Annotated in this window: 19 protein-coding genes and 3 pseudogenes; 10 read left to right on the forward strand and 12 right to left on the reverse strand. The window is 59.7% G+C overall.

What is annotated here, in order from left to right:
• Nucleotides 1–139: 139 nt before the first annotated feature.
• A complete protein-coding gene (locus CKW40_RS31495) occupies nt 140–1,792 on the reverse strand; it encodes an MFS transporter (RefSeq protein WP_095203661.1) in 1,653 nt (550 codons plus the stop codon).
• Between the two features lie 188 nt (nt 1,793–1,980).
• Between CKW40_RS31495 and CKW40_RS46010 the strand changes: the two are divergent.
• A pseudogene (locus CKW40_RS46010) lies at nt 1,981–2,145 on the forward strand (ATP-binding protein); the annotation flags it as partial.
• A gap of 229 nt (nt 2,146–2,374) precedes the next feature.
• Here CKW40_RS46010 and CKW40_RS31505 read toward each other — a convergent pair.
• On the reverse strand, nt 2,375–2,515 hold the full coding sequence (locus CKW40_RS31505) for an AraC family transcriptional regulator (RefSeq protein WP_095203662.1): 141 nt from the start codon (nt 2,513–2,515) through the stop codon (nt 2,375–2,377).
• A gap of 7 nt (nt 2,516–2,522) precedes the next feature.
• Between CKW40_RS31505 and CKW40_RS44035 the strand changes: the two are divergent.
• A pseudogene (locus tag CKW40_RS44035) lies at nt 2,523–2,724 on the forward strand (integrase core domain-containing protein); the annotation flags it as partial.
• 84 nt (nt 2,725–2,808) lie between these two features.
• On the opposite strand, the pseudogene CKW40_RS44790 reads toward CKW40_RS44035, so the two are convergent.
• A pseudogene (locus CKW40_RS44790) lies at nt 2,809–3,215 on the reverse strand (alkyl sulfatase dimerization domain-containing protein); the annotation flags it as partial.
• Nucleotides 3,216–3,281: 66 nt separating this feature from the next.
• Entirely contained in the window at nt 3,282–3,713 is a 432-nt protein-coding gene (locus CKW40_RS31520; protein ID WP_095203725.1) for a DoxX family protein, read from the reverse strand.
• A gap of 239 nt (nt 3,714–3,952) precedes the next feature.
• On the opposite strand from CKW40_RS31520, the gene CKW40_RS31525 reads away from it, so the two are divergent.
• Nucleotides 3,953–4,861: a LysR family transcriptional regulator gene (locus tag CKW40_RS31525; RefSeq protein ID WP_095203663.1), complete on the forward strand. Its 909-nt coding sequence runs from the start codon at nt 3,953–3,955 to the stop codon at nt 4,859–4,861.
• A gap of 349 nt (nt 4,862–5,210) precedes the next feature.
• Here the strand turns inward: CKW40_RS31525 and CKW40_RS46015 are convergent, their stop codons facing one another.
• Complete coding sequence (locus CKW40_RS46015; protein ID WP_439331016.1) at nt 5,211–5,426, reverse strand: hypothetical protein; 216 nt, start codon at nt 5,424–5,426, stop codon at nt 5,211–5,213.
• A 248-nt stretch (nt 5,427–5,674) separates the two neighbouring features.
• Here CKW40_RS46015 and CKW40_RS44045 point away from each other — a divergent pair, with 248 nt between their 5' ends.
• A complete protein-coding gene (locus CKW40_RS44045) occupies nt 5,675–5,827 on the forward strand; it encodes a hypothetical protein (RefSeq protein WP_179298189.1) in 153 nt (50 codons plus the stop codon).
• Nucleotides 5,828–6,028: 201 nt separating this feature from the next.
• On the opposite strand, the gene CKW40_RS31535 is transcribed toward CKW40_RS44045, so the two are convergent.
• The 4 genes from CKW40_RS31535 to CKW40_RS31550 form a co-directional block, all read right to left on the reverse strand.
• Nucleotides 6,029–6,409, reverse strand: a complete 381-nt coding sequence (locus CKW40_RS31535; RefSeq protein ID WP_095203664.1) for a RidA family protein — start codon at nt 6,407–6,409, stop codon at nt 6,029–6,031.
• Between the two features lie 115 nt (nt 6,410–6,524).
• Nucleotides 6,525–7,169, reverse strand: a complete 645-nt coding sequence (locus CKW40_RS31540; RefSeq protein WP_095203665.1) for an FMN-binding negative transcriptional regulator — start codon at nt 7,167–7,169, stop codon at nt 6,525–6,527.
• A gap of 34 nt (nt 7,170–7,203) precedes the next feature.
• Nucleotides 7,204–8,106 carry a dihydrodipicolinate synthase family protein gene (locus CKW40_RS31545; protein ID WP_095203666.1) on the reverse strand — a complete coding sequence of 301 codons (903 nt, stop codon included), beginning with the start codon at nt 8,104–8,106 and terminating at the stop codon, nt 7,204–7,206.
• 62 nt (nt 8,107–8,168) lie between these two features.
• The gene (locus CKW40_RS31550) at nt 8,169–9,404 is read right to left on the reverse strand and encodes a trans-sulfuration enzyme family protein (protein ID WP_095203667.1); all 1,236 of its coding nucleotides are present in this window, start codon (nt 9,402–9,404) and stop codon (nt 8,169–8,171) included.
• Between the two features lie 73 nt (nt 9,405–9,477).
• Here CKW40_RS31550 and pdxR point away from each other — a divergent pair, with 73 nt between their 5' ends.
• The 5 genes from pdxR (at nt 9,478) to CKW40_RS31575 (ending at nt 15,781) form a co-directional block, all read left to right on the forward strand.
• Nucleotides 9,478–10,962 carry a MocR-like pyridoxine biosynthesis transcription factor PdxR gene (gene pdxR, locus CKW40_RS31555; protein ID WP_244571372.1) on the forward strand — a complete coding sequence of 495 codons (1,485 nt, stop codon included), beginning with the start codon at nt 9,478–9,480 and terminating at the stop codon, nt 10,960–10,962.
• Nucleotides 10,963–11,229: 267 nt separating this feature from the next.
• Complete coding sequence (locus tag CKW40_RS31560) at nt 11,230–11,721, forward strand: MOSC domain-containing protein (protein WP_095203668.1); 492 nt, start codon at nt 11,230–11,232, stop codon at nt 11,719–11,721.
• 6 nt (nt 11,722–11,727) lie between these two features.
• On the forward strand, nt 11,728–12,678 hold the full coding sequence (locus CKW40_RS31565) for a PDR/VanB family oxidoreductase (protein WP_095203669.1): 951 nt from the start codon (nt 11,728–11,730) through the stop codon (nt 12,676–12,678).
• Between the two features lie 52 nt (nt 12,679–12,730).
• On the forward strand, nt 12,731–15,127 hold the full coding sequence (locus CKW40_RS31570; protein ID WP_095203670.1) for a transketolase: 2,397 nt from the start codon (nt 12,731–12,733) through the stop codon (nt 15,125–15,127).
• A 9-nt stretch (nt 15,128–15,136) separates the two neighbouring features.
• Nucleotides 15,137–15,781, forward strand: coding sequence for an FMN-binding negative transcriptional regulator (locus tag CKW40_RS31575; RefSeq protein WP_342202955.1), 645 nt, complete (start codon nt 15,137–15,139; stop codon nt 15,779–15,781).
• Between the two features lie 483 nt (nt 15,782–16,264).
• Here the strand turns inward: CKW40_RS31575 and CKW40_RS31585 are convergent, their stop codons facing one another.
• Nucleotides 16,265–16,699, reverse strand: a complete 435-nt coding sequence (locus tag CKW40_RS31585; RefSeq protein ID WP_095203672.1) for a DoxX family protein — start codon at nt 16,697–16,699, stop codon at nt 16,265–16,267.
• A 72-nt stretch (nt 16,700–16,771) separates the two neighbouring features.
• A complete protein-coding gene (locus tag CKW40_RS31590; RefSeq protein ID WP_095203673.1) occupies nt 16,772–17,674 on the reverse strand; it encodes an NADP-dependent oxidoreductase in 903 nt (300 codons plus the stop codon).
• Between the two features lie 94 nt (nt 17,675–17,768).
• On the opposite strand from CKW40_RS31590, the gene CKW40_RS31595 reads away from it, so the two are divergent.
• Nucleotides 17,769–18,398, forward strand: a complete 630-nt coding sequence (locus CKW40_RS31595) for a TetR/AcrR family transcriptional regulator (protein WP_095203674.1) — start codon at nt 17,769–17,771, stop codon at nt 18,396–18,398.
• Between the two features lie 190 nt (nt 18,399–18,588).
• Here CKW40_RS31595 and CKW40_RS31600 read toward each other — a convergent pair whose 3' ends face one another.
• Nucleotides 18,589–19,212, reverse strand: a complete 624-nt coding sequence (locus CKW40_RS31600) for a helix-turn-helix domain-containing protein (protein WP_095203675.1) — start codon at nt 19,210–19,212, stop codon at nt 18,589–18,591.
• Between the last annotated feature and the right edge of the window lie 34 nt (nt 19,213–19,246).

Below are 19,246 nucleotides of genomic sequence, written 5' to 3' on the forward strand. Positions count from 1 at the left end.
CTGCCTCGTTCTCAATCGCATGACCGCGTGCGCACGCCCGGACTCCGTTCGCTGCCTGGCAAGGCCGACATAGGAGGCGACATCAAAGACCCGATCGTGTCCAATGCCGCTTTCATGCACCAATGCCTCCCGCATGAGATCACCGTCGGAAAAAGAAACTCGTCGACTGATCCCGTTTGCGGGCCGCTCCGGTCGGACGCTCAATTGCAAGCTTGGTGCGGGGTGGAAGCTCTCCCACATGCAATTCAAGGAGACGCTGGTCCAGCTCCTTGTCCGCCGCTGTGAGGCGATGGTTCAGGCGAAGGTAATCCATCCAGGTCGGCGTGCGGAATGTCTCTGTCCAATGCTGCGGCTCCTGCAGATCGCGCTGAAGGTTCCAGTGCCGGGCTCCGACGCGGCTTTGAACCCGGCGTCGTTCCCGCATCTGATCCAGGAAAGCTTCCAGATTGGTCTCCGGTATCGAGTACTCGATCTTGACGACGATCGGGCCGCTTCTCGACTTCAGGTCCAGGGCGAGTTCTGGCGTTTCGAAGTCGAGGGAATCCTGGTCAGAATCTTTCCATTGATGAATTGGCAGCAGGAACCCGGTGGCGGCAACCAACAGGAGAGCGCCAGCGGAGCATTCCAGCGCGAGGCTGAGCGAATAGTTCTCAGCCAGCACGCCCCAGAGCCAACTGCCGGCCGCGATGCCGCCCGAGGAAAGGGCAGAGTAGATCGAGAGCGTGCGACCAACGACCCACCGTGGGCTCGACAATTGCACGCTCACGTCAAGCCCCGTCCAGGTGACGACCCAGCCCGCACCGCCAAGCGTCAGCGCAATGGTTGCCACCAGCAGTGAAGGAGTAAACGCAAGAGCCAGGCAGCACGCCGCGCAGGCGATGCACGCCAACGTCGTCAATCGCTCCTGCGACAGCGAGCGTCTCAGCACGTTGTTGGAGATGCCGGCGCATAAGGCGCCCGCCCCAAATCCGGCCATCAGGGTGCCATAAGCGATCGGCCCTCCTCCCAGCTGATCGCGGGCGACCAGTGGCAGCAGCGCCAGTATAGAGATGCTTGTCAGGCCAAACAGAGTTCCGCGCGCGATTGCCGCCTTGATCTCTCCCGACAGCGCCGTGAAGCGCGCTCCATCATGAATGGCCGTGGTCATTGGCTCTCGGGGAAGAGGCGAAGAGCGACCACTCCATTTACAGCGCCCTATGGCCCACAGCATCGTCAGATAGGTCAGCGTCGCGATGGCGAAAGCCGTCAGCGGTCCAAACGAGGCAACGACGACGCCGCCGAGCGCCGGACCAATGCTTCGCATGGCATTGTAGCCGACGGAGATCAGCGTGACGGCGGCCGGAACTTCTCGCTTTCGCAGGATGTCGCCAACCGAGGCGTGCCAAGCCGGATCCGTAAAGGCAGCGCCGCATCCGGCCAGGCAGCTGAAGGCGAGGATCATCCATGGATTGTAAAATCGCAGCCCCACAAGAGCAGTCAGCGCTATCGACGACAACGCTATCACGCACCAGCCAAGCGCCATCACATTGCGACGGCTGAAATTGTCGGCAATGGCTCCGGCAAAAATCGACAGAATGAATACGGGCAGCGTCGTCGAGGTCTGCACCAGGGCGACCATCACGTCCGAGGTCGAGATGGTTGCCATCAGCCAGCTGACCGCGACGGTCTGCAGCAGCCAGCCCAGGCTGGACACCTGGGCGGCAAGCCAGATCACACGAAAAGTGGGGTTCTCCAGCGGAGCAAACGTGGCCGACGAAACTACAGCCGCGTCCGCGCGCACCACCCTGCTCATTGGGCCGAGCCTCTCTGTTCGTGTAGAGGTTAAGTTGGAGATTTCCCTCAGTCCACTTGCCCATGGACAATGGCAGGATCAGGGCATCATAGGGGATGGTACAACTTAATTTTCGATGGCTCCCACAGGCCGAAACGAAAACACGTCGCAACGTGTGGGAGCCCCAATTTCATAGCGCTCTGCGACGCGAAAAATGCAGGATCGCGCTTCTCCACCGGCTGACCCATCATTGTCACATTCTAGAAACCGGAAACGACAGCTTCCGCTTCAACAACAGCTCCGAACACGAGCCTAAAAAAACGAAGGAGAAAGCCAGAACCTTGACCGTCAACACCGAACCGAAACATAAATGAGAGGCGCGTCAGTTCTCCGTGGAAATCAACAACCCGCCTGCTGACAGGCGGCTAGGCAAGCTTCAGCGCGGTGGCCGCACGTGTGAAGTTCTCAAATTCGGCTACCACGACAAAGCCGCGCAGCAAATCGTAATCCAGCTCAATTGGCATTGAGGACGGTCCCATCAAATTCAACAACTCGGACTGGTCGTTTGGTTTAGCCCGTGGGGATCGGTCGTTGCTTTGGCCGCTAGCCGAGGCCCGGCCCAATCCAGGCCGGCACCTCCGAGCGGCATTGCTGGGGCGTCATCTTATGAATGCTTTTGAAGCATTTGGAAAAATGAGATGCAGAGATGAAACCGCACGCAATGGCAATCTCGATCAGCGGCATCCTTGTACTCGTCCATCATTCCGACCGCGGAGTTCAACGCTTGCGGGGCCTACTCCGAACTTCTGCATCTTCACGACATCCAGGCGAGCATGAGCCGGGTCGGAAATCCTTACGACAATGCGAAGGCGGAGAGCTTCATGAAAACCCTGAAACAGGAAGAGGTGCAGGGTCTCGTTTATAGGGATGCAGATGATGCCCGCAGGCACATCGGCGCTTGAATATCTCACTCCAGAGGAATACGAACAGAAGCATTCACGCGGGCGACAGATGGAAAAAGCTGCATAGCTTAACACGGAAACTGTCCGCGATTTTCCTTGTCTCACTCTGGGGTGCACTCCAAGCGCGAGTAGGTAATCAGCCTGTTCTGCCGCCCATTGGAACTCTTCGACCTCGAGCGCTGCTTCCGCACTCTCCAACATTTTCTCTCGACCACCGATCGAAGCGACCAGCTTTTCCGCCCGTTCATATCGGTCATCGGAAAGATTTTGGTTGGGTTACCGTCAAACCAGCCCGCATTCTGAGAGTAGATCCCGCGCACCGACCATGCGACAGTACCGTAGAATTCTTGCAGATAAGGATGCTTCGCAAGCTTTTCCGGCAGTTTAATTTCCTTGACCAGCTCGTCGGGTGTCTTCCCTTTAGCCCGCTTGATGCACTCCGAGGGCGGCCAGATCGCCGATGCAGGCGGCCGAAAGCCGATCGCCGTGCATCAAGCGGGCTAGCACCTTGCGCGGCCAGACCACAGTACCCGCCCGGCTGTCGTCGTCTATCCGCGCGGCGCAATGGGAGCCCTTTTTCCGCGTCCCCATAGGATGAACAGGCAGATGGGGAGCAGGATGGCGTTCAGCGGCAAGGCCGACAGTTCACCGCGTGAGGTATGGAAAATGACGGCCGCGATCTGCAGCAGTACGCACCCCAGGGCGGCCAGAACCGTTAGTCGGGGCAGGACGCGGGTGAGTGCAGGCAGGAGAATGCCGATGCCGCCCGCAATATCGATGAGACCCATCAGCCGCAGGAACCAGGGCGGGACCTCTCCGGGCCAGACCCACATAGCCGCCAACTGATCGATCGGCATGAAGAACTTCATGTAGCCGAATACGCTAAAAGCGATAAAAATAAACACTTGAGCGATCCAAAGCCCGATCTGCAGAGATTTTGCGGCCGGTGGTGCTGAAAGAAGAGTCGAGCTGTGTGACATCTGATGTCTCCGGAAGAGGTCGTGAACAACCACCCGTAGGTAGGCGCAGCCAGAGCCCCTTCGGATGCCCGGCGGGAAGCGGCATGCCATCGATGAGGTGGCTTGCTGTTGATTTTACAAACGGAGATGACCAAAGTAAGTGATATAATTTCGCTTATCTCGTTCAAGAAAACTGATATTGTTGTCGTCGTTTGGCTGATCTCGCGCGTCGCGGAACCGCTCAATCGCTTGGAATTGCTATGGATGCGCTGACCCTTGACCAGTTTCTGGTATTCGTCACTACGGTTGAGGAAGGCAGTTTTGCTGCGGCTGCGCGGCGTATGAACAGAGCGCAATCGGCGATCACCTACACTATTCAGAAACTGGAGGAGCAGAGCGGGCTCCCCCTCTTCGACCGCTCCGCCTATCGTCCGCTGCCTACCGAGGCGGGAAAGGCGCTGCTGCCGCGGGCGCGACGCATCCTTGACGACGTTGCGGACTGGCGACACCAGGCCCAGGGGATTTCAAAGGGGCTGGAGGCAGAACTTACTCTGGCTGTCGTAAGCTACGCGCCGCCGGATCTCTTAAGCCGCGTCCTAAGCGCGTTCAATGCGGAGTTTCCCTTTGTCGAAATCCGTCTTCTGACCGAAACCTTCGATGCCGCGGCGAAAGCGCTGCGTGATGGAACGGTCGATCTCGCACTGCTTGCCGAACGTCAGCCGGAGGAGTTCGAGCGCCGCGTGTGCGGCCGGATCGATCTCGTACCCGTCGCAGCCCCCAGGCATGCGCTCGGCCGGATCGAAGGACCATTCAGCGCTGCACGACTGCGGGACCACACCCAATTGGTTATCAGCCCCGCTCCCCACATGGACAGTGGGCGGGACTATGGTGTGCTTGCCGCCAACCGATGGCGCGTCAACGATCTCCAGACCAAATACGACCTCATTCTTGCTGGTGTAGGCTGGGGTTCAATGCCCCGCTCGCGCGTGGAGAAAGATCTTTCGACCGGGCGCCTCGTCGAACTGAAACCGGAAAGTTGGGAAGGGTCGGATTGGATGCCATCGTTCCCACTGGTCATTGCCTACAGGAAGGAAAAGGCGCTCGGTCCAGCCGGACAGTGGCTGGTGAAGGAATGTGTCGCTCAATGGGAGTTGGCCAGTAAACCTTGAGCAACGGAGACAGGCTGTTTGCAGCAGGGCAAGGAAGTGTACTGGCCGGATCGCCATGTTTTGAAAAATGCGGCGATCTGGCGAGTGGTTTTCCTGCTCTAAGGAAGCGCTCTCAAATAGCGAATATCGCGCCCTATGCTGCAGCTTGAGCAGGATGATCGCATTGGTATCAAGTCCATGATGCCGGTACAGGTCCGCGATCGTCCCGTCTGCCCGAAATGCTCAACCCCCAACGCCTTTGACGCGGTGCCCATAGACGCCACACAGGCGAGTGTTGCAGGGTGGCCGTCAATTACCGTGACGATCCCGCAGTCCAGCGACAACGGCGCCAACAGACGCTTGATGTGGCTCATCGCATCGGTGGTTCCTCGCTGCCGGGCGTTCTCGCCAAGGATCGGCCTACATTCAGGCTCATGAGCAGTCCCCGAAGGGCGATGTGGTTGGCGGGATCCTCGATCGAGACGCCCACCTTGATGTTGCGAACGTTCTTCTGCGAGAGTTCGAGCTTGTCGAAGAAAATGTCCTCCGATCGGTCGAGGGTGATCTTCTGAATGGCCTTTGGCATGTCGTTTCTCCGTGGCGGGCCGGCCGGAGCTTCTCTGCGAACCTCCAACCCGCTGCAAACGTTCCTCCCCTCTCCCTCTCGGGCCGCGCTCCGCCCTTCCCGGTTCGCGCTGTCTGCGGAACCGGCTCCAACCCATCCGAAAAACAGAGGGGGGAACGCGGCGCATCATCGCCATTGGCACGTAGAAGCGCTCCGACGCGCATTCTGACTGCAGATGAATGGCTCTGACCCGAAGAGCATCGGCAGAAATGGAGCAAGCGCTGAGGCGTCAGCAATCGATGGCACGCTTTATCGGTTTCGCGCCTGCTGAAGAAGCGTTCGATCCGATTTTGCTGCTTGTCGAGGTCGCGGCCGTAGGGGCCGCTGGATCGTCGACGACAGCGGCCTGCCCGGCGGCATGAGCCGCAGAAGATGATCGACCCGCCGATTTCCGATCACCTTCGCCCCAAATCGACGTGGGTCAACTCCCGTGCCGGTGGTGTGGTAAATAAAATCCGGCTGAATCCCGAGGGCCTCGGTCTGAAGAGGAGTGACCAACCACTTCGCGTGCAATGAACGATCGCAGGCTGGCTACGACCTGCCAACGACAGCCGGGAGTTCTCTTAGCGGCGGGCAGCAATCAAGCCGATTTCGACCTTGGCTCCAAGTGGAAGGGAGGCTACTCCGATGGTTGTCCGAGCCGGAAAAGGCTTCGAGAATTGGCGTTCGTAGACTGCATTCATCGCCGGGAAATCCTTCATGTCGGTCAAATAGACCGAGCATGTAACGACATCATCGGCAGTGAGTCCGGTTTCAGCCAGCACAGCAAATAGATTGCCGAAACACTGGGCGGTCTGCGCGCTAATATCACCTTCGATCAATTTGCCAGTTATAGTGTCAAGCGGCGTCTGACCGGAAAGATGGATGAAACCGTTGGCTTCAACAGCATGAGAATACGGGCCGACACTAGCGGCACTGTTGAGGTTGTAAGCTTTGCGAGGCATGGCGCGTCACCTTTGCGGAGTCTGGATTGCAAGTTCAGTGTTTCTTCCCGTCAACGTCGGCCGGGTTTGGAATTGGTATGCCTCGTCAATATTCGTTGTGAGCTTGGCGTGGCCGTCAGCCTTGTTCCGACTTTCGGGCGGCGGCTGCAAGCATCGCCTCACCGATCTGGTGGTCGCCTTGGGCGTTCAGAATTTCGCCAGCGTTTCGGATGTCGCGGAGTTCCTTGTTTTGGCTGAGCTTGACCTTGCCGACAAGGCGGGTCACTTCGATCTCCAGCCCAACGATTGCCTTGACCATCGCATCAATGAATTCCCGGGGCGCATCACCCATCTTCCATGGGACAGGCTGCCTCCCCTCGTGTCTATGGGTCAGCTTGGCGACATTGCGACGGACGTAACGCTCGTCATCGTGGATGGTGATCCGTCCGTGCGCATGCGCCACCAGGTAGTTCCAGGTCGGAACCTGCTTGTGGAACTCCTGCTTGCTCGGATACCACTGTGGCGAGATGTATGCGTCCGCCGCGCGGAACACCACGAGCACGTCATCGCCTGTCGCCACATCCTGCCAGACCGGATTGTTACGAGCGACATGGCAACGAAGGGTCCCGTATTCTCCCTGCGATCGGTCAAGTTCGAAAGGGATGTGATTGGCGTCGAGGCCGCTTGCTCCGTGGGTGATCAAAACACCAAGCACATTGTTCTCGATCATGTCGTAAAGAACGTCTCGGTTTGGCTCATTGAAATGCGCAGGGATATACATGACAAATCCTTTCGTTGATCAAGCGTCACACGGTTCACCAACCGGAGCCAGAGGGTAGATTTTGCAATACCTCGGCGATCTCGCGCTTTGCCGCAGCAGAGACCGGCAGGATCGGGTGTGGGGGTTCGGTGGAACAAATGTCCAGCAATTCGGCGAGCGCATAGACGACGCGAAGGCTGGAGAATTTCTTGAAGAGATCCCACAGAGGCATCAGTCTGCGGTCCAGTCTGCGTGCTTCCTCGGCGTCTCCGCGCTGCGCTGCCCTGACGATTTTCAGACAGGGTTCGGGCAAGATGCCGCCGAGGACGCTGTACCATGTGTCGGCTCCGGCGATCATGGCTTCGCAGCAGTTCCGGTCGCCACTGTAGCCGATCGAGAATTCCTCCGGAAAGATGCGCCTCTGCTCAGCCAGATGACTGTTGATCGGGTCGGCGCCATCGGTTGGATTCTTGATCGCGACGATCCCCGGCACCTCCGCGAGACGACAGACAAGTGCCGCGGTGAAGTGGAAGTGCGTGGTGCCTGGATTGTCGTAAATGACAATCGGCAGTCCGCTTTCGCGCGCCACGGTCGAGAAATGTTCGAACACCTCGTCGTCGGTGAGCGGCGCGTAAGAGACAGCCGCAAGCAATCCCGCTGTAGCGCCGATAGCCTTGGCGTCCTGCGCGAGCTTCACTGCCTCATCGGTGCGCAGCGCGCCCACGCCGACGACGACGGGCGTTTGCCCTGCGGTTTCGCCGAGCGTCTCGGCGATGGCCCGACGTCGCTCCTCGCGCGTCAGATACATGTAGCTGCCGGTGCTGCCGAGCAGGCCGATGGAATCGACTTGCGCTGCGCAAAGCCTGGCAACCAGCTTGCGCAGCCCCGTGGCATCGACACGACCGTCCCGGTCAGTTGGCGTGACAGGGAAAGCGGAAAGCCCGCTCAGGATCGCCATTGCATTGCTCCAGATTTCTGCATGACCGTGTCAGTGTTGAAATCGATGCGGAACTGGGCTCATCAGAGCACGTCCAGCGCCTGCCTCAGATCGGCAATCAAGTCGTCGGCATCTTCCAGGCCGACCGAAAGACGCATGAGGTCCTCTCCAACGCCATCGGCAAGATGCGCGTCCTTGCGTATACTCTTGCGAGCCCGTGTCAGGCTTGCCGGATGGTAGATGAGGCTGTCAGCATCACCGAGACTGACAGCCCGGGTGACCAGCCCAAGCCGATCCATCATCCGGCGCGCGCCTTCGAACCCGGCATGGAGACCGAAAGCCAACATACCTGATCCTTGTGACATTTGCCTTCGAGCAATTGCCTGATCAGGATGCGAGTCGAGAAAGGGGTAGCTCACCCAAGACACGGCGGGATGCGCCTGAAGCGCCTGCGCGATCGCAAGCGCGGTGGCGCTGTGCCGCTCCATTCTGAGCGTAAGCGTCTTCAGACCACGCAGGATCAGGAACGCCGACAACGGCGACAGCGCCGCGCCCGTGATGTAGCGCAGGCCAGTCTCGTGCAGTGTGTGGAGTGTCTGTGCGTCACCGAGGATCGCGCCACCGAGGGCATCCCCATGACCGTTGATGTACTTGGTCAGCGAGTGGAGGACGATGTCGGCTCCGTGTTCAAGCGGTCGTTGGAGCGCGGGCGAGGCGAAGGTGCTGTCGACCGCGACCTTCACGCCACGCGCATGGGCGCGCTCGGCGATTGCCCCGATGTCGAGGATGCGGCTCAGCGGGTTCACCGGGGTCTCAAAGAAGACAAGACGGGTCCTGTCAGTGATTGCTTCATCCAGGCTGCCGGGATCAGCGAGATCGACCGCAACAACCTTGATGCCGAACCGAGGGAACGCCTGCTCGACCATGCCAAGCGTGTTTGCATAGAGGGTCTTGTGGACGACAAGCTCATCGCCTTGCGACAGGAGCGACAGGGTCAACGCGCTAAAAGCCGCCATCCCGGAGGCCACGACCAGGCCCGCCTGGGCCCCTTCCAGATTGGCGAGCCTTGTCTCGAGAATTTCCGTCGTCGGATTGTATTCGCGAGCGTAAAGCCTGCCGCCAAGTGCTGCGGCCGCCTCGTTCGCCGCCACACTTTCGAAGCCGTAGGTCGAGTTCAGGAAGACCGGTGTCTGAACGGCATTGGAGAAACAGGCTGGGTCATAGCCGTGATGGATCGCCCTGGTGGCGAAACCGAGGCCGGCATCGTCCGACGACCGCCCGCCCGCATCCATTTTTGCTTGATCTGTGGTGCGGGTCATCGGCCTTGAGTGTCCCCCTTGGATTTCAGGCAGAATGTGCTCAAAGTGGCGTATATGGAATGTCCAGTTGGCGATGAATGAAATGGTCCAGTCCCCCAATTCCGGCTCAGCGGGCCGTTCGCACGGGATGGGCTCGCGCCAGATCTACGAGGCGCTTCGAGACCAGATCCTTGGTGGTGTCTACGAGACCGGCAGTCAGTTGCCGTCCTCACGAGGTCTTGCAAACGAAGTTGGCGTTTCGCGAACGACAGTCACTATTGCCTATGAGCAACTGGCCGCGGAAGGCTTCATCGAAGTCCAGCAAGGCGCACGTCCCCGCGTTGCATCATCCGTGCTCGACCACAACTCCAGCAGCGCCTCGCCGAAACGGGTCGTCTCGGTTCGCCTGTCCGCCTATGGCGAACGGCTGCGAACCAGCCCACCCTGGCCGGACTATTTGCCGAACGCGTTGAAGGTTGATTTCCGATATGGTGACCTGGCGCCGTCCGATTTTCCGACACTGATCTGGAAACGCGCCATGAACGCAGCGATGGCGCAACGCCCTGCGCGGCTTGCCTATGACGATCCTCGCGGTTCACGCCGCTTGCGCCAGGCCCTGCAGGGGTATCTCTGGCGCGCCCGAACCGTCAGCTGCAACATTGAGCAGATCATTGTCGTCAATGGTTCGCAGCAGGGCCTGGATCTAGCTGCACGCCTGCTGCTCGATCCCGCCGATCGCTTCGTAATAGAGGACCCATGCTACAGAATGGCGCGTCAGGTCTTTGCCAGCACAGGTGCGACGCCCGTGCCGGTCGATGTCGACGCAGATGGGATGAAGACTGCGTTGCTGGCAGAAGTCGAAGCACGGCTGGCATACGTCACGCCCTCGCATCAGTTTCCCCTGGGCGGTGTCATGCCAATCGCGCGCCGGCATCAGCTTCTGGAGTGGGCGCGTCACGAGGACGCGTATGTGATCGAGGACGACTATGACAGCGAGTATCGCTACGACATCAATCCGGTCCCTCCGCTGCACCGGTTGGATGGCGGCAGCAACGTCATCTACCTCGGGACGATTTCCAAGACGCTCTCGCCGATGCTACGCATCGGGTATCTCGTGGTCCCCCTCGATCTGCGGGAGGCCTTCGCTACGGCCAAACAATTGGTGGACCGGCACTCTCCCGTAGCCGAGCAGGAGGCCCTGGCCTCTCTGATCGAGAGCGGTTCGTATGAAAGCCATGTGCGCCGTGTGCGCAGGCTGAACGGCGAACGCCGCAAGACACTGCTGAGCGCATTGCAGCGAAACTTCGGGAACCGAATCGCAATCGAAGGCGTCGACGCCGGATTGCATGTCGTTGTGTGGTTCAACGACCTGCCGCACCCGCTAGAAGCGCCGCTGATCGAAACGGCTCGACTCGCAGGCTTGGGCTTGCACCCGGTTTCGCCGCTTTACAATCGGCAAGAAAACCAAAGCCGCGCCGATCGAGTCGGGTTGGTCATGGGCTATTCGGCCTTGAGCCCACGGCAGATCGACAATGGTGTTCGGCTACTGCGGAAGGCCGTAAAACAGCTACAACCGTGAGGTTTCCGATCGCTGCCGGGGGCGGCACTATCGTTCGGTCCGGAGATCGGTCGATGATTGAGGCACGCGCCGCCAGCACGACAAAGCAGCACTGGACTGGCTGAACGTAACGCAACTGGCGCTGTTGATCACACCAGTCTCATGGCAGGTCCTTGATAGGATCGAGGTGTGGCTTCGCTGAAAGGCGGATGGAAAACGCTAAGCCGTTACTTCATCGAGATTCCAGTGCTCACTCGATGGTGAAGCCACAATTTTCGAGGGCGATACATGATCTGGCAGGGAAAGCTATTGCACATCCACGTAGCTCCCGCCGCATCCTACGAAATGGAGGAGCTGACGGAGGCGCAGCTCATTGCCGGACGCGGCATCATCGGGGACCGGTACTATCTGGGAACGGGGACATATTCTCCCAAACCAGACGTTCGCGAGGTGACGCTGATCGAAGTCGAGGTCCTGGAGGCTATCGCGCGTGGCGAACCCAGGATTCCCGGTCTCAGGGCAAAGCTCGAACCGGCGGACCACCGACGCAACCTGACCACGCGAGGGGTTCCGCTTGGCCATCTCGTCGGCAAACGTTTCCGGGTCGGGGAGACCATCCTGCGGGGGGCGCGGATGAATTTTCCCTGCAAATACATCGAGCAACTGCTCGGCATTCCCGGTCTCTACGAAGGGCTTTTGAACCGCTCTGGGCTGAACTGCGCGATCGAGGTCGGCGGCACGATCCGCCCCGGTGATCCGATTCTTCCAATTGACGAGTGAACCGGCATGGCATCGCCCCGTATCATCATGAAACTGACTGTAGTCGCCGCTCGCAAGGAGCCAGGCGACGTTCTGGTCATCGATGTGAAGCACCCGCGCAAATCTCTGCTGCCACCCTTCGAACCGGGCTCCCACGTCGACGTTCATTTGCCCGATGGGAAAGTGCGCCAGTATTCGCTCTGCGGTGACCCGACGGATCTGAGCCACTACACCATCGCGGTGAAGCGTGAGCAGGCGGGGCGCGGCGGCTCAGCCTGGATTCATGAGACAGTGGCCGTTGGATCGACACTGCCGGTTTCTGCTCCGCGCAATCATTTTCCGCTCGAAGTCGGCCAAGGCCCGACTATGCTGCTGGCGGGAGGTATCGGGATCACCCCGATCGTGGCAATGGCGCGCGTCATGGAGCGGTTGGGCAAGCCGTACGAGTTGCATTACTTCACCCGCAGCCGGGCACTCACGCCTCTGTTGTCGGTTACCGAACAGGCTCTCGATGCCAGCAATGTCGGGCTACATTTCGATGACGAGCCGGAGACCAGACAGGACCTTGAGTCCTTGCTGTCGAAGCGCTCCGCCGATGCGCAGCTATACTATTGTGGGCCACCTGGCTTCATGGCGGCTGTGGGTCGGGCGGCCGCGCATTGGCCGGACGGCACCGTACACTTCGAGGCCTTTCAACCACCGGAGCGCGACGGCGTGCCACCGGAACCCTTTACAATCGAGCTCCGGGACGGGACCGTGGTTCCTGTCGCGGCTGATACCTCGGCTCTTGCGGCACTGCGCACCGCCGGCGTGCTGCTGATGGCTTCCTGCGAGAACGGAGTATGCGGGACCTGCGAATGCGGCATGCTGGAAGGCCGACCAATCCATCAGGATGCCGTCTTGTCCAAGGAGGCCCGCGCTCATCGGTTCATCCCGTGCGTATCACGCGCGACCGGTGTGCTGAGGCTCGATTTGTGAAGATCGCACCTGGCCGGATGCTCCGGCGCAACGAATAGTCTCGGGGAACCGGATGACGTCGAAAATAGACTGTCTGAATGAGATAGAGCGATGCACCTCCTGGCTCGCAGCCTGGACGATCCACCATGCCAACCATGTGCGCGAGAGCGATGAGATCAAAGTCGGTGGCCACCAGGCCTCCTCCGCCTCTCTCAGCACGATCATGACCGCACTCTACTGCTCCGTGCTTCGCCCGCAGGATCGGGTGGCGGTCAAGCCTCATGCGGCGCCGGTCTTCCACGCCATCCAGTACCTGGCCGGCAATCAGAGCCGTGAGAAACTCGAAGACTTCCGTGGCTACAAGGGTGCCCAGAGCTACCCCTCGCGGACCAAAGACGTGGACGATGTCGATTTCTCCACCGGGTCGGTGGGGCTTGGGGTTGCTCAAACGCTCTTCTCCTCCCTGGTGCAGGATTATGTGTCTGCCCATGGCTGGATGAAAGGGCGACCCGAGGGGCGCATGGTCAGTCTGATCGGCGACGCCGAGATGGACGAGGGCAACATCTATGAGGCCCTGATCGAGGGCTGGAAGCATGGGTTGCGGAACTGCTGGTGGGTCGTCGACTACAACCGTCAGTCGCTCGACGCGGTCATCCGCGAAGGACTCTGGCAGCGGTTCGAGCAGATCTTCAAGAACTTCGGCTGGGACGTGGTGATCCTGCGCCATGGATCGCTGCAACGGGCCGCCTTTGCCGAACCCGGTGGGGAGAAGCTGCGTGAGTGGATCGAGCGCTGCCCCAACCAACTCTATTCGGCGCTCACCTTTCAGGGCGGGGCGGCCTGGCGAAAGCGTTTGCTCGACGAGATCGGCGATCAGGGGTCTGTCACCGAACTGATCGAACGCCGTTCCGACGACGAGTTGCAAGCGCTCATGGTCAATCTGGGCGGTCACGACCTGCCGAGCCTGCTCGACGCGTTCGAAGCGGCCTCGCGGCACGACCGGCCCGTCTGCTTCATCTGTTACACAATCAAGGGCTATGGTCTCCCGCTGGCCGGTCACAAGGACAACCACTCCGGCCAGATGACGACTGGCCAGATGGACGGCTTCCGCCAGCAGATGGGCGTACGGCCCGGCGACGAATGGAATAAATGGGCAGCCGCGACAATGCCTGCAGCGGAGCTTGACGCCTTCATCGCCCAAGCTCCCTTCTTCAGTGAGGGCCGTCGGCGGCTCACTGCGCCAGCAGTTCCGGTTCCCGAGGCGCTCCCCGCTCCGGTGCAGGGGGACAAAGCGGTGTCGACCCAGATGGGCTTCGGCCAGATTTTGAACGAGATCGCGCGCAGCAATAGCCTGCTCTCCGAGCGTATCGTTACCACCTCGCCGGACGTCACGGTGTCGACCAATCTCGGTCCGTGGGTCAATCGGCGCGGGCTCTTTGCTCGTGAAAGCATGGCCGACATATTCAAGGCCGAGCGCATTCCCTCGACATATAGTTGGGAATTCGGGCCCAAGGGCCAGCACCTCGAACTGGGCATTGCCGAGTCCAATCTCATGATCATGCTGGGCGCGCTGGGGCTATCGCATTCCATCAATGGTGTGCGCCTGCTGCCGATCGGGACCGTGTATGATCCCTTTATCTATCGCGCGGCCGATCAGCTGAACTACGCCTGCTACCAAGACGCGCGCTTTCTCCTGGTCGCCACGCCATCCGGTGTGACGCTGGCCCCCGAGGGCGGGGCGCATCAGTCGATCGGCACGCCGCTGATCGGGATGGCGCAGGACGGGCTTTGTGCCTTTGAGCCGGCCTTCGTCGATGAACTCGCAGTGATGATGCATTTCGCCTTCGATTACATGCAACGCAACGGCGACGGTGATCCTGATGAAATTACATGGCTGCGCGATCAGACGGGCGGATCGGTCTATCTGCGCCTCTCCACCCGGCCGGTTGAGCAGCCTCGGCGCGCCATGGAATCCGATCTGGCGCAGAATATCGTAAACGGCGCCTACTGGCTGCGCCCACCCGGGCCGAATGCCAGCGTGATCATCGCCTACCAGGGCGTCGTCGCTCCGGAAGCGATTGCCGCGACTGGACTGCTGGCGGAAGACCGGCGCGATGTGGGTCTGCTGGCGATCACCTCGGCGGACAGGCTGAACGCCGGCTGGCAGGCCGCCGAGCGTGCCCGCCAGCGTGGTACGACCGACGCCATGAGCCATATCGAGCGTCTGCTGGCACCGTTGTCGCGCGACTGCGGGATCGTCACGGTCATTGACGGCCATCCGGCGACACTCGCCTGGATCGGCGGCGTGAACGGGCATCGCGTCAAGGCGCTTGGGGTCGAGCATTTTGGCCAGACGGGCACGATTTCAGACCTCTATCGCCACCGCGGACTGGATTCGAATGCCATTGTGCATGCAGCGCAAGCGGTCAGTCCGGGACGCACCATCCGGTATCTCAAGTCGCTTCCTTAACAGGGGATCATGGACGCAACTATGTATCTACCATTGCATTTCAACGAACCAAGGGTGGACGTCCTTCATAAACTGATTGAGGAACATCCTCTCGGCATCCTGTTTACCTGTAGCAAGGAAGGGATGGACGCAAATCATATTCCCTTCCTCCTTGACTCCAGTCAGGGTCTGTTGGGCACCCTTCATTGCCACGTCGCTCGGGCGAACCGTGTCTGGCAAGATGTTGCCGATGGCGATGGGGTGCTTGTGGTGTTCCGCGCTGCGGATGCCTACGTCACACCAAGCTGGTACCCAAGCAAGCATGAGACGGGGCAACAGGTACCCACATGGAACTACATGGTCGCTCATGCCGAGGGCAAAGTAAGGATCCGCGATGACGAGCGTTATGTCCGCGGCATGGTCGCTCGCTTGACGCGCTTTCACGAGGCAAAGCGGGAAGCGCCGTGGAAAATGACCCATGCTCCCAAGCATTATATTGATGATATTGTGAAGGCTATCGTCGGGCTGGAGATCGAAATCACGAAGCTGATTGGCAAGTCGAAACTTGGGCAAGATGACAGCATACCCGACAGGCGCGGAGCCGGACTGGGGCTCAAGGCCCAAGGCGATGTTTTGCTCGGCGAGGCAATGATCAATGCGAGCAAACAAGGATAGCCAGACCTAGGTTGTGTCGGCTGCGTGTTGTCGAGACTAAGATGCTGGGATGAGATCGTCCCAATATCAGGCTGCTGTTGTCCTGACAGCTAACGGTCAAGCTTCAATGTGCTAATGCGATGTCGGCATCGACTTCAAGTGCTGGTGGCGCATCCAAAGGTGAAGCACGCGCTTAGTCCTCCTTAGACACCACGACGGTACACGCGCTCGACCCAGTGTTTTCCTCGTTCTGGAGAATCTGGATGTGCGCGCCGGCTGTATCGCGTCGCCGAATGAGATTTTCAATCGGGCCATGGTCCGGACGACGACCAAAGACCCTGGTGTAAAATGCTTTGGCTACGCCAATGTCCGCCTCAATGGCCGAATAGACCCGTTGAATACGCATTTGTCCTTCCGGGTTTTTGGCAATCAATTTCCGCAGTTCTGTTCACTCAGGCTGGCATGCTGAAGTGTGCCTGCGCCGGAAGACCTGGAACCGCTGCATCAGCGGCTGGCAATCGGTGCCTTGCGCGTGCGGCCCCAAAGGACGAACAGCGATAGCGCCAGGAAGATGATGTTCATCGGCAGGGTGTGACCGGTTTCGCCTCGAAATGCATGGAAGCCTATGGCCAGCACTTGAATGGTGACAAATCCGAGCGCGGCCAGGGGCGTCAGGAACGGCAGGATGCGCGTCGCCGCCGGAAGAATCATGCCGAGTGCGCCGGCCAGCTCGCACAGTCCGATGAAGCGCAGCAACCAGATGGGGACGTCGGTTGCCCAGACAATACCCATCGGCGCAAGAGCCGACGGGGCCATGAATGTCTTCATGATGCCCGGCATGCCGAACAGGATGAAGAGTGCGATCTGGGCGACCCACAGCCCGATGTGCCACGGACGAGAGGACGAGCGTGAGGCAGTGTGAGCTTGAGAAACAGACATGGCGGCTATGACCTGATTTGGAGGTTCAGCAGAAACATCGCTCTGTGTGGCTGGACACCACGCTATGGACGTTCAATGGTTCAGCACGACTTTGCCCCCGGCGCCGGCGGAGACGGCGTTCTGGGCGGCGCCGATTTGATCCAGGGGGAAGGTCTTTGCGACCGGGATGGTCAATAGACCCCGGGACGCGGCGTCAGCCACTGCGGCCAGCGTAGCCGCGTCCGCGCGATGGTAGAGTTCATAGATTGTCACGCGATCGCGAACATTGCCGTCTTCCGGCACGGGAACGATGCTGGCAATCTGACCACCGTCTCGCACGTGTCGGATGAGGTTGCTCGCGGCGGGTGCCGCAGCGCTGATCGCATAGTCGAATGTCGCGGCAGCCGGCGGCTGGGTGATATCGAGCGCCTCGCCAGCCAGTTGGCGCGCCTCTTCGAGCTGATCGGGACGGACGCCGGCCACCGGCTTTGCCCCAATCTCCTGGAGATATTGGATTGCGGCGCGTCCGACCGCGCCGATGCCTCCCGAAATCAGGACGCGGTCGCCCGCCGTGACGCCAAGGGCATCCACGGATTGTCGTCCCGTGAGACCGGCTTTCGGTAGGGCAGCACCTTGTTCGAATGTGAGATTGGCAGGAAGTTTGGCGACAGCGGTGACAGGAACAACTCCGTATTCGGCATGGGCGCCCCTGCCGTTCGCCGCGAAGTCGGCAATCACCCGATCGCCGATCACGATTCCGGTCACGCCCGCGCCGACCTCGACAACGGTACCGGCAGCATCACCGCCCAACACCGCGGGAAGTTCCAAAGGGATGTATTGGGCCATGTAGCCCTGGCGGATAATCAGGTCGAAATGATTGACCGCGGAGGCTTCGATCTTGATCAGCACCTCGCCGGCTTCCGGTTTGGGCATGGGAACGTCATCGATGACGAACTGATCAATGTCCCCATAGGCTTTGAGACGGGCAGCTTTCATATGTCGGCACCTTCGTGTATTTTGACCCAGAGATACGATAAGGTTCAGTATCGTTCAAATGATATGATTGACTATCATATCGGAGTCAAGCCTCATGAAATCCTGGTCTCCCGACCATCCCAAAGCGAAGTTGATGGCGAGAAAGCGTGCCGACATCCTGGCGGCCGCAAAGGCATCATTCCTCGACACTGGCTACGAGGGGACGAGCATGGAAAGCATCGCCAAGACGGCGAACGTCTCTATCATGACGCTCTACCGGCATGCAGAGAGCAAGGACGAGCTGTTCTCGGCCGTCATCTCCAATGCCTGCGATCCTGACGACGAAGCCGAGCAGGCAGAGTGGGCGGCCCTTCTGGAGAAGCCGCTAAGAGACGTCTTGATCTGGGCGGGGATGACAGCGCAGACCCGTTTGACGGACCCAGACACTATAGCCCTCATGCGTACTGTTATCGCCGAGGCCACACGCTTTCCCGGTTTGGCAGGGATGGCGCATACCAGCCTCGTGGGTAATCTTGAAGGCATGCTTGCGTTCACGCTCGGACTTAAGCAGGAAACCAGCGCGCTCAGTGCGGAGCGCCGACGCGAACTTGCCGTCCAATTCATCGATCGGCTGCTCGGTAGCCATATGCTCGGCCTGCTAATGGGGCTTGCCGGCCCTTCCAGACGGGAGCAGCAGGAAAGAAGCGAGACCGCTGCCGACGGGTTGATCAGTTCGCTTGGCTAGTGGTGTCTGCAGGCTTTGTTGTCGCGCGGCGGCTTTGAACGTTCTAAGCGTTGGAAGCGGCAGGTTGCGGAGATCCTTCATCTTCGTCTTCGTTTCAGCACCCGTTGCTGCATCTGAGCAACTGCGGGTTCATCCCGGTGCAAGTAGCCTTTCAGCACTGCTCTTCTGCCGCCAACGAGCAGGCTGACTTTCAGACCTCAATGCGCAGGCGGGTTCGCTGCAGTTCCGCCACAGACATGATGAAGCGAAGCTCCTCAGTCCCGCAATTGAGATAAGCGTGCTTGTCCTCCGTTCGCGCCAGCAACGAAGCGCCAGATTCGATCACAAGATCCGTGTCGGCCAGCCTCAGCGTCAGCTCACCCGTTTCCACATTAATAAGCTCCAGCGTGCCGGGGGAGTGCCCGGGCGATTCAAACGTTTCGCCAGGAAACATTATCCATCTCCAAAGCTCGATCATGTCAGGACCATGGGTTCCCACAAGCAGCGTGGCACTTCCCCCATGAGGACCTCGCCATAAGGTCGAGGCATCATGCGGCTGCACAATTCGGGCTGGCACGCTTGGCGCCACATTCACGAAGTCAGCAACGGAAACACCAAGGGCGGTCGCGGTTCTGCAAAGAATGGCGATGCTCGGATTGGCCGTTCCCTTCTCGATTTCGACGAGCATTCCTTTGCTTACGCCCGATCTTCGAGAGAGCTCATCGAGTGTCAGGGCACTTTGTCGCCTGAAATTCCTGAGGTTTTGGGACACCGATGCGTTGACGCGTTCGACATTGGCACCCGATTCGGTCGATATATTGACTTTGCGATCCATGGTCGATATTATACACTAACATGGTCAGTGAGAG

Source organism: Mesorhizobium carmichaelinearum (assembly GCF_900199455.1).
GTDB classification, from domain to species: Bacteria; Pseudomonadota; Alphaproteobacteria; order Rhizobiales; family Rhizobiaceae; genus Mesorhizobium; species Mesorhizobium carmichaelinearum.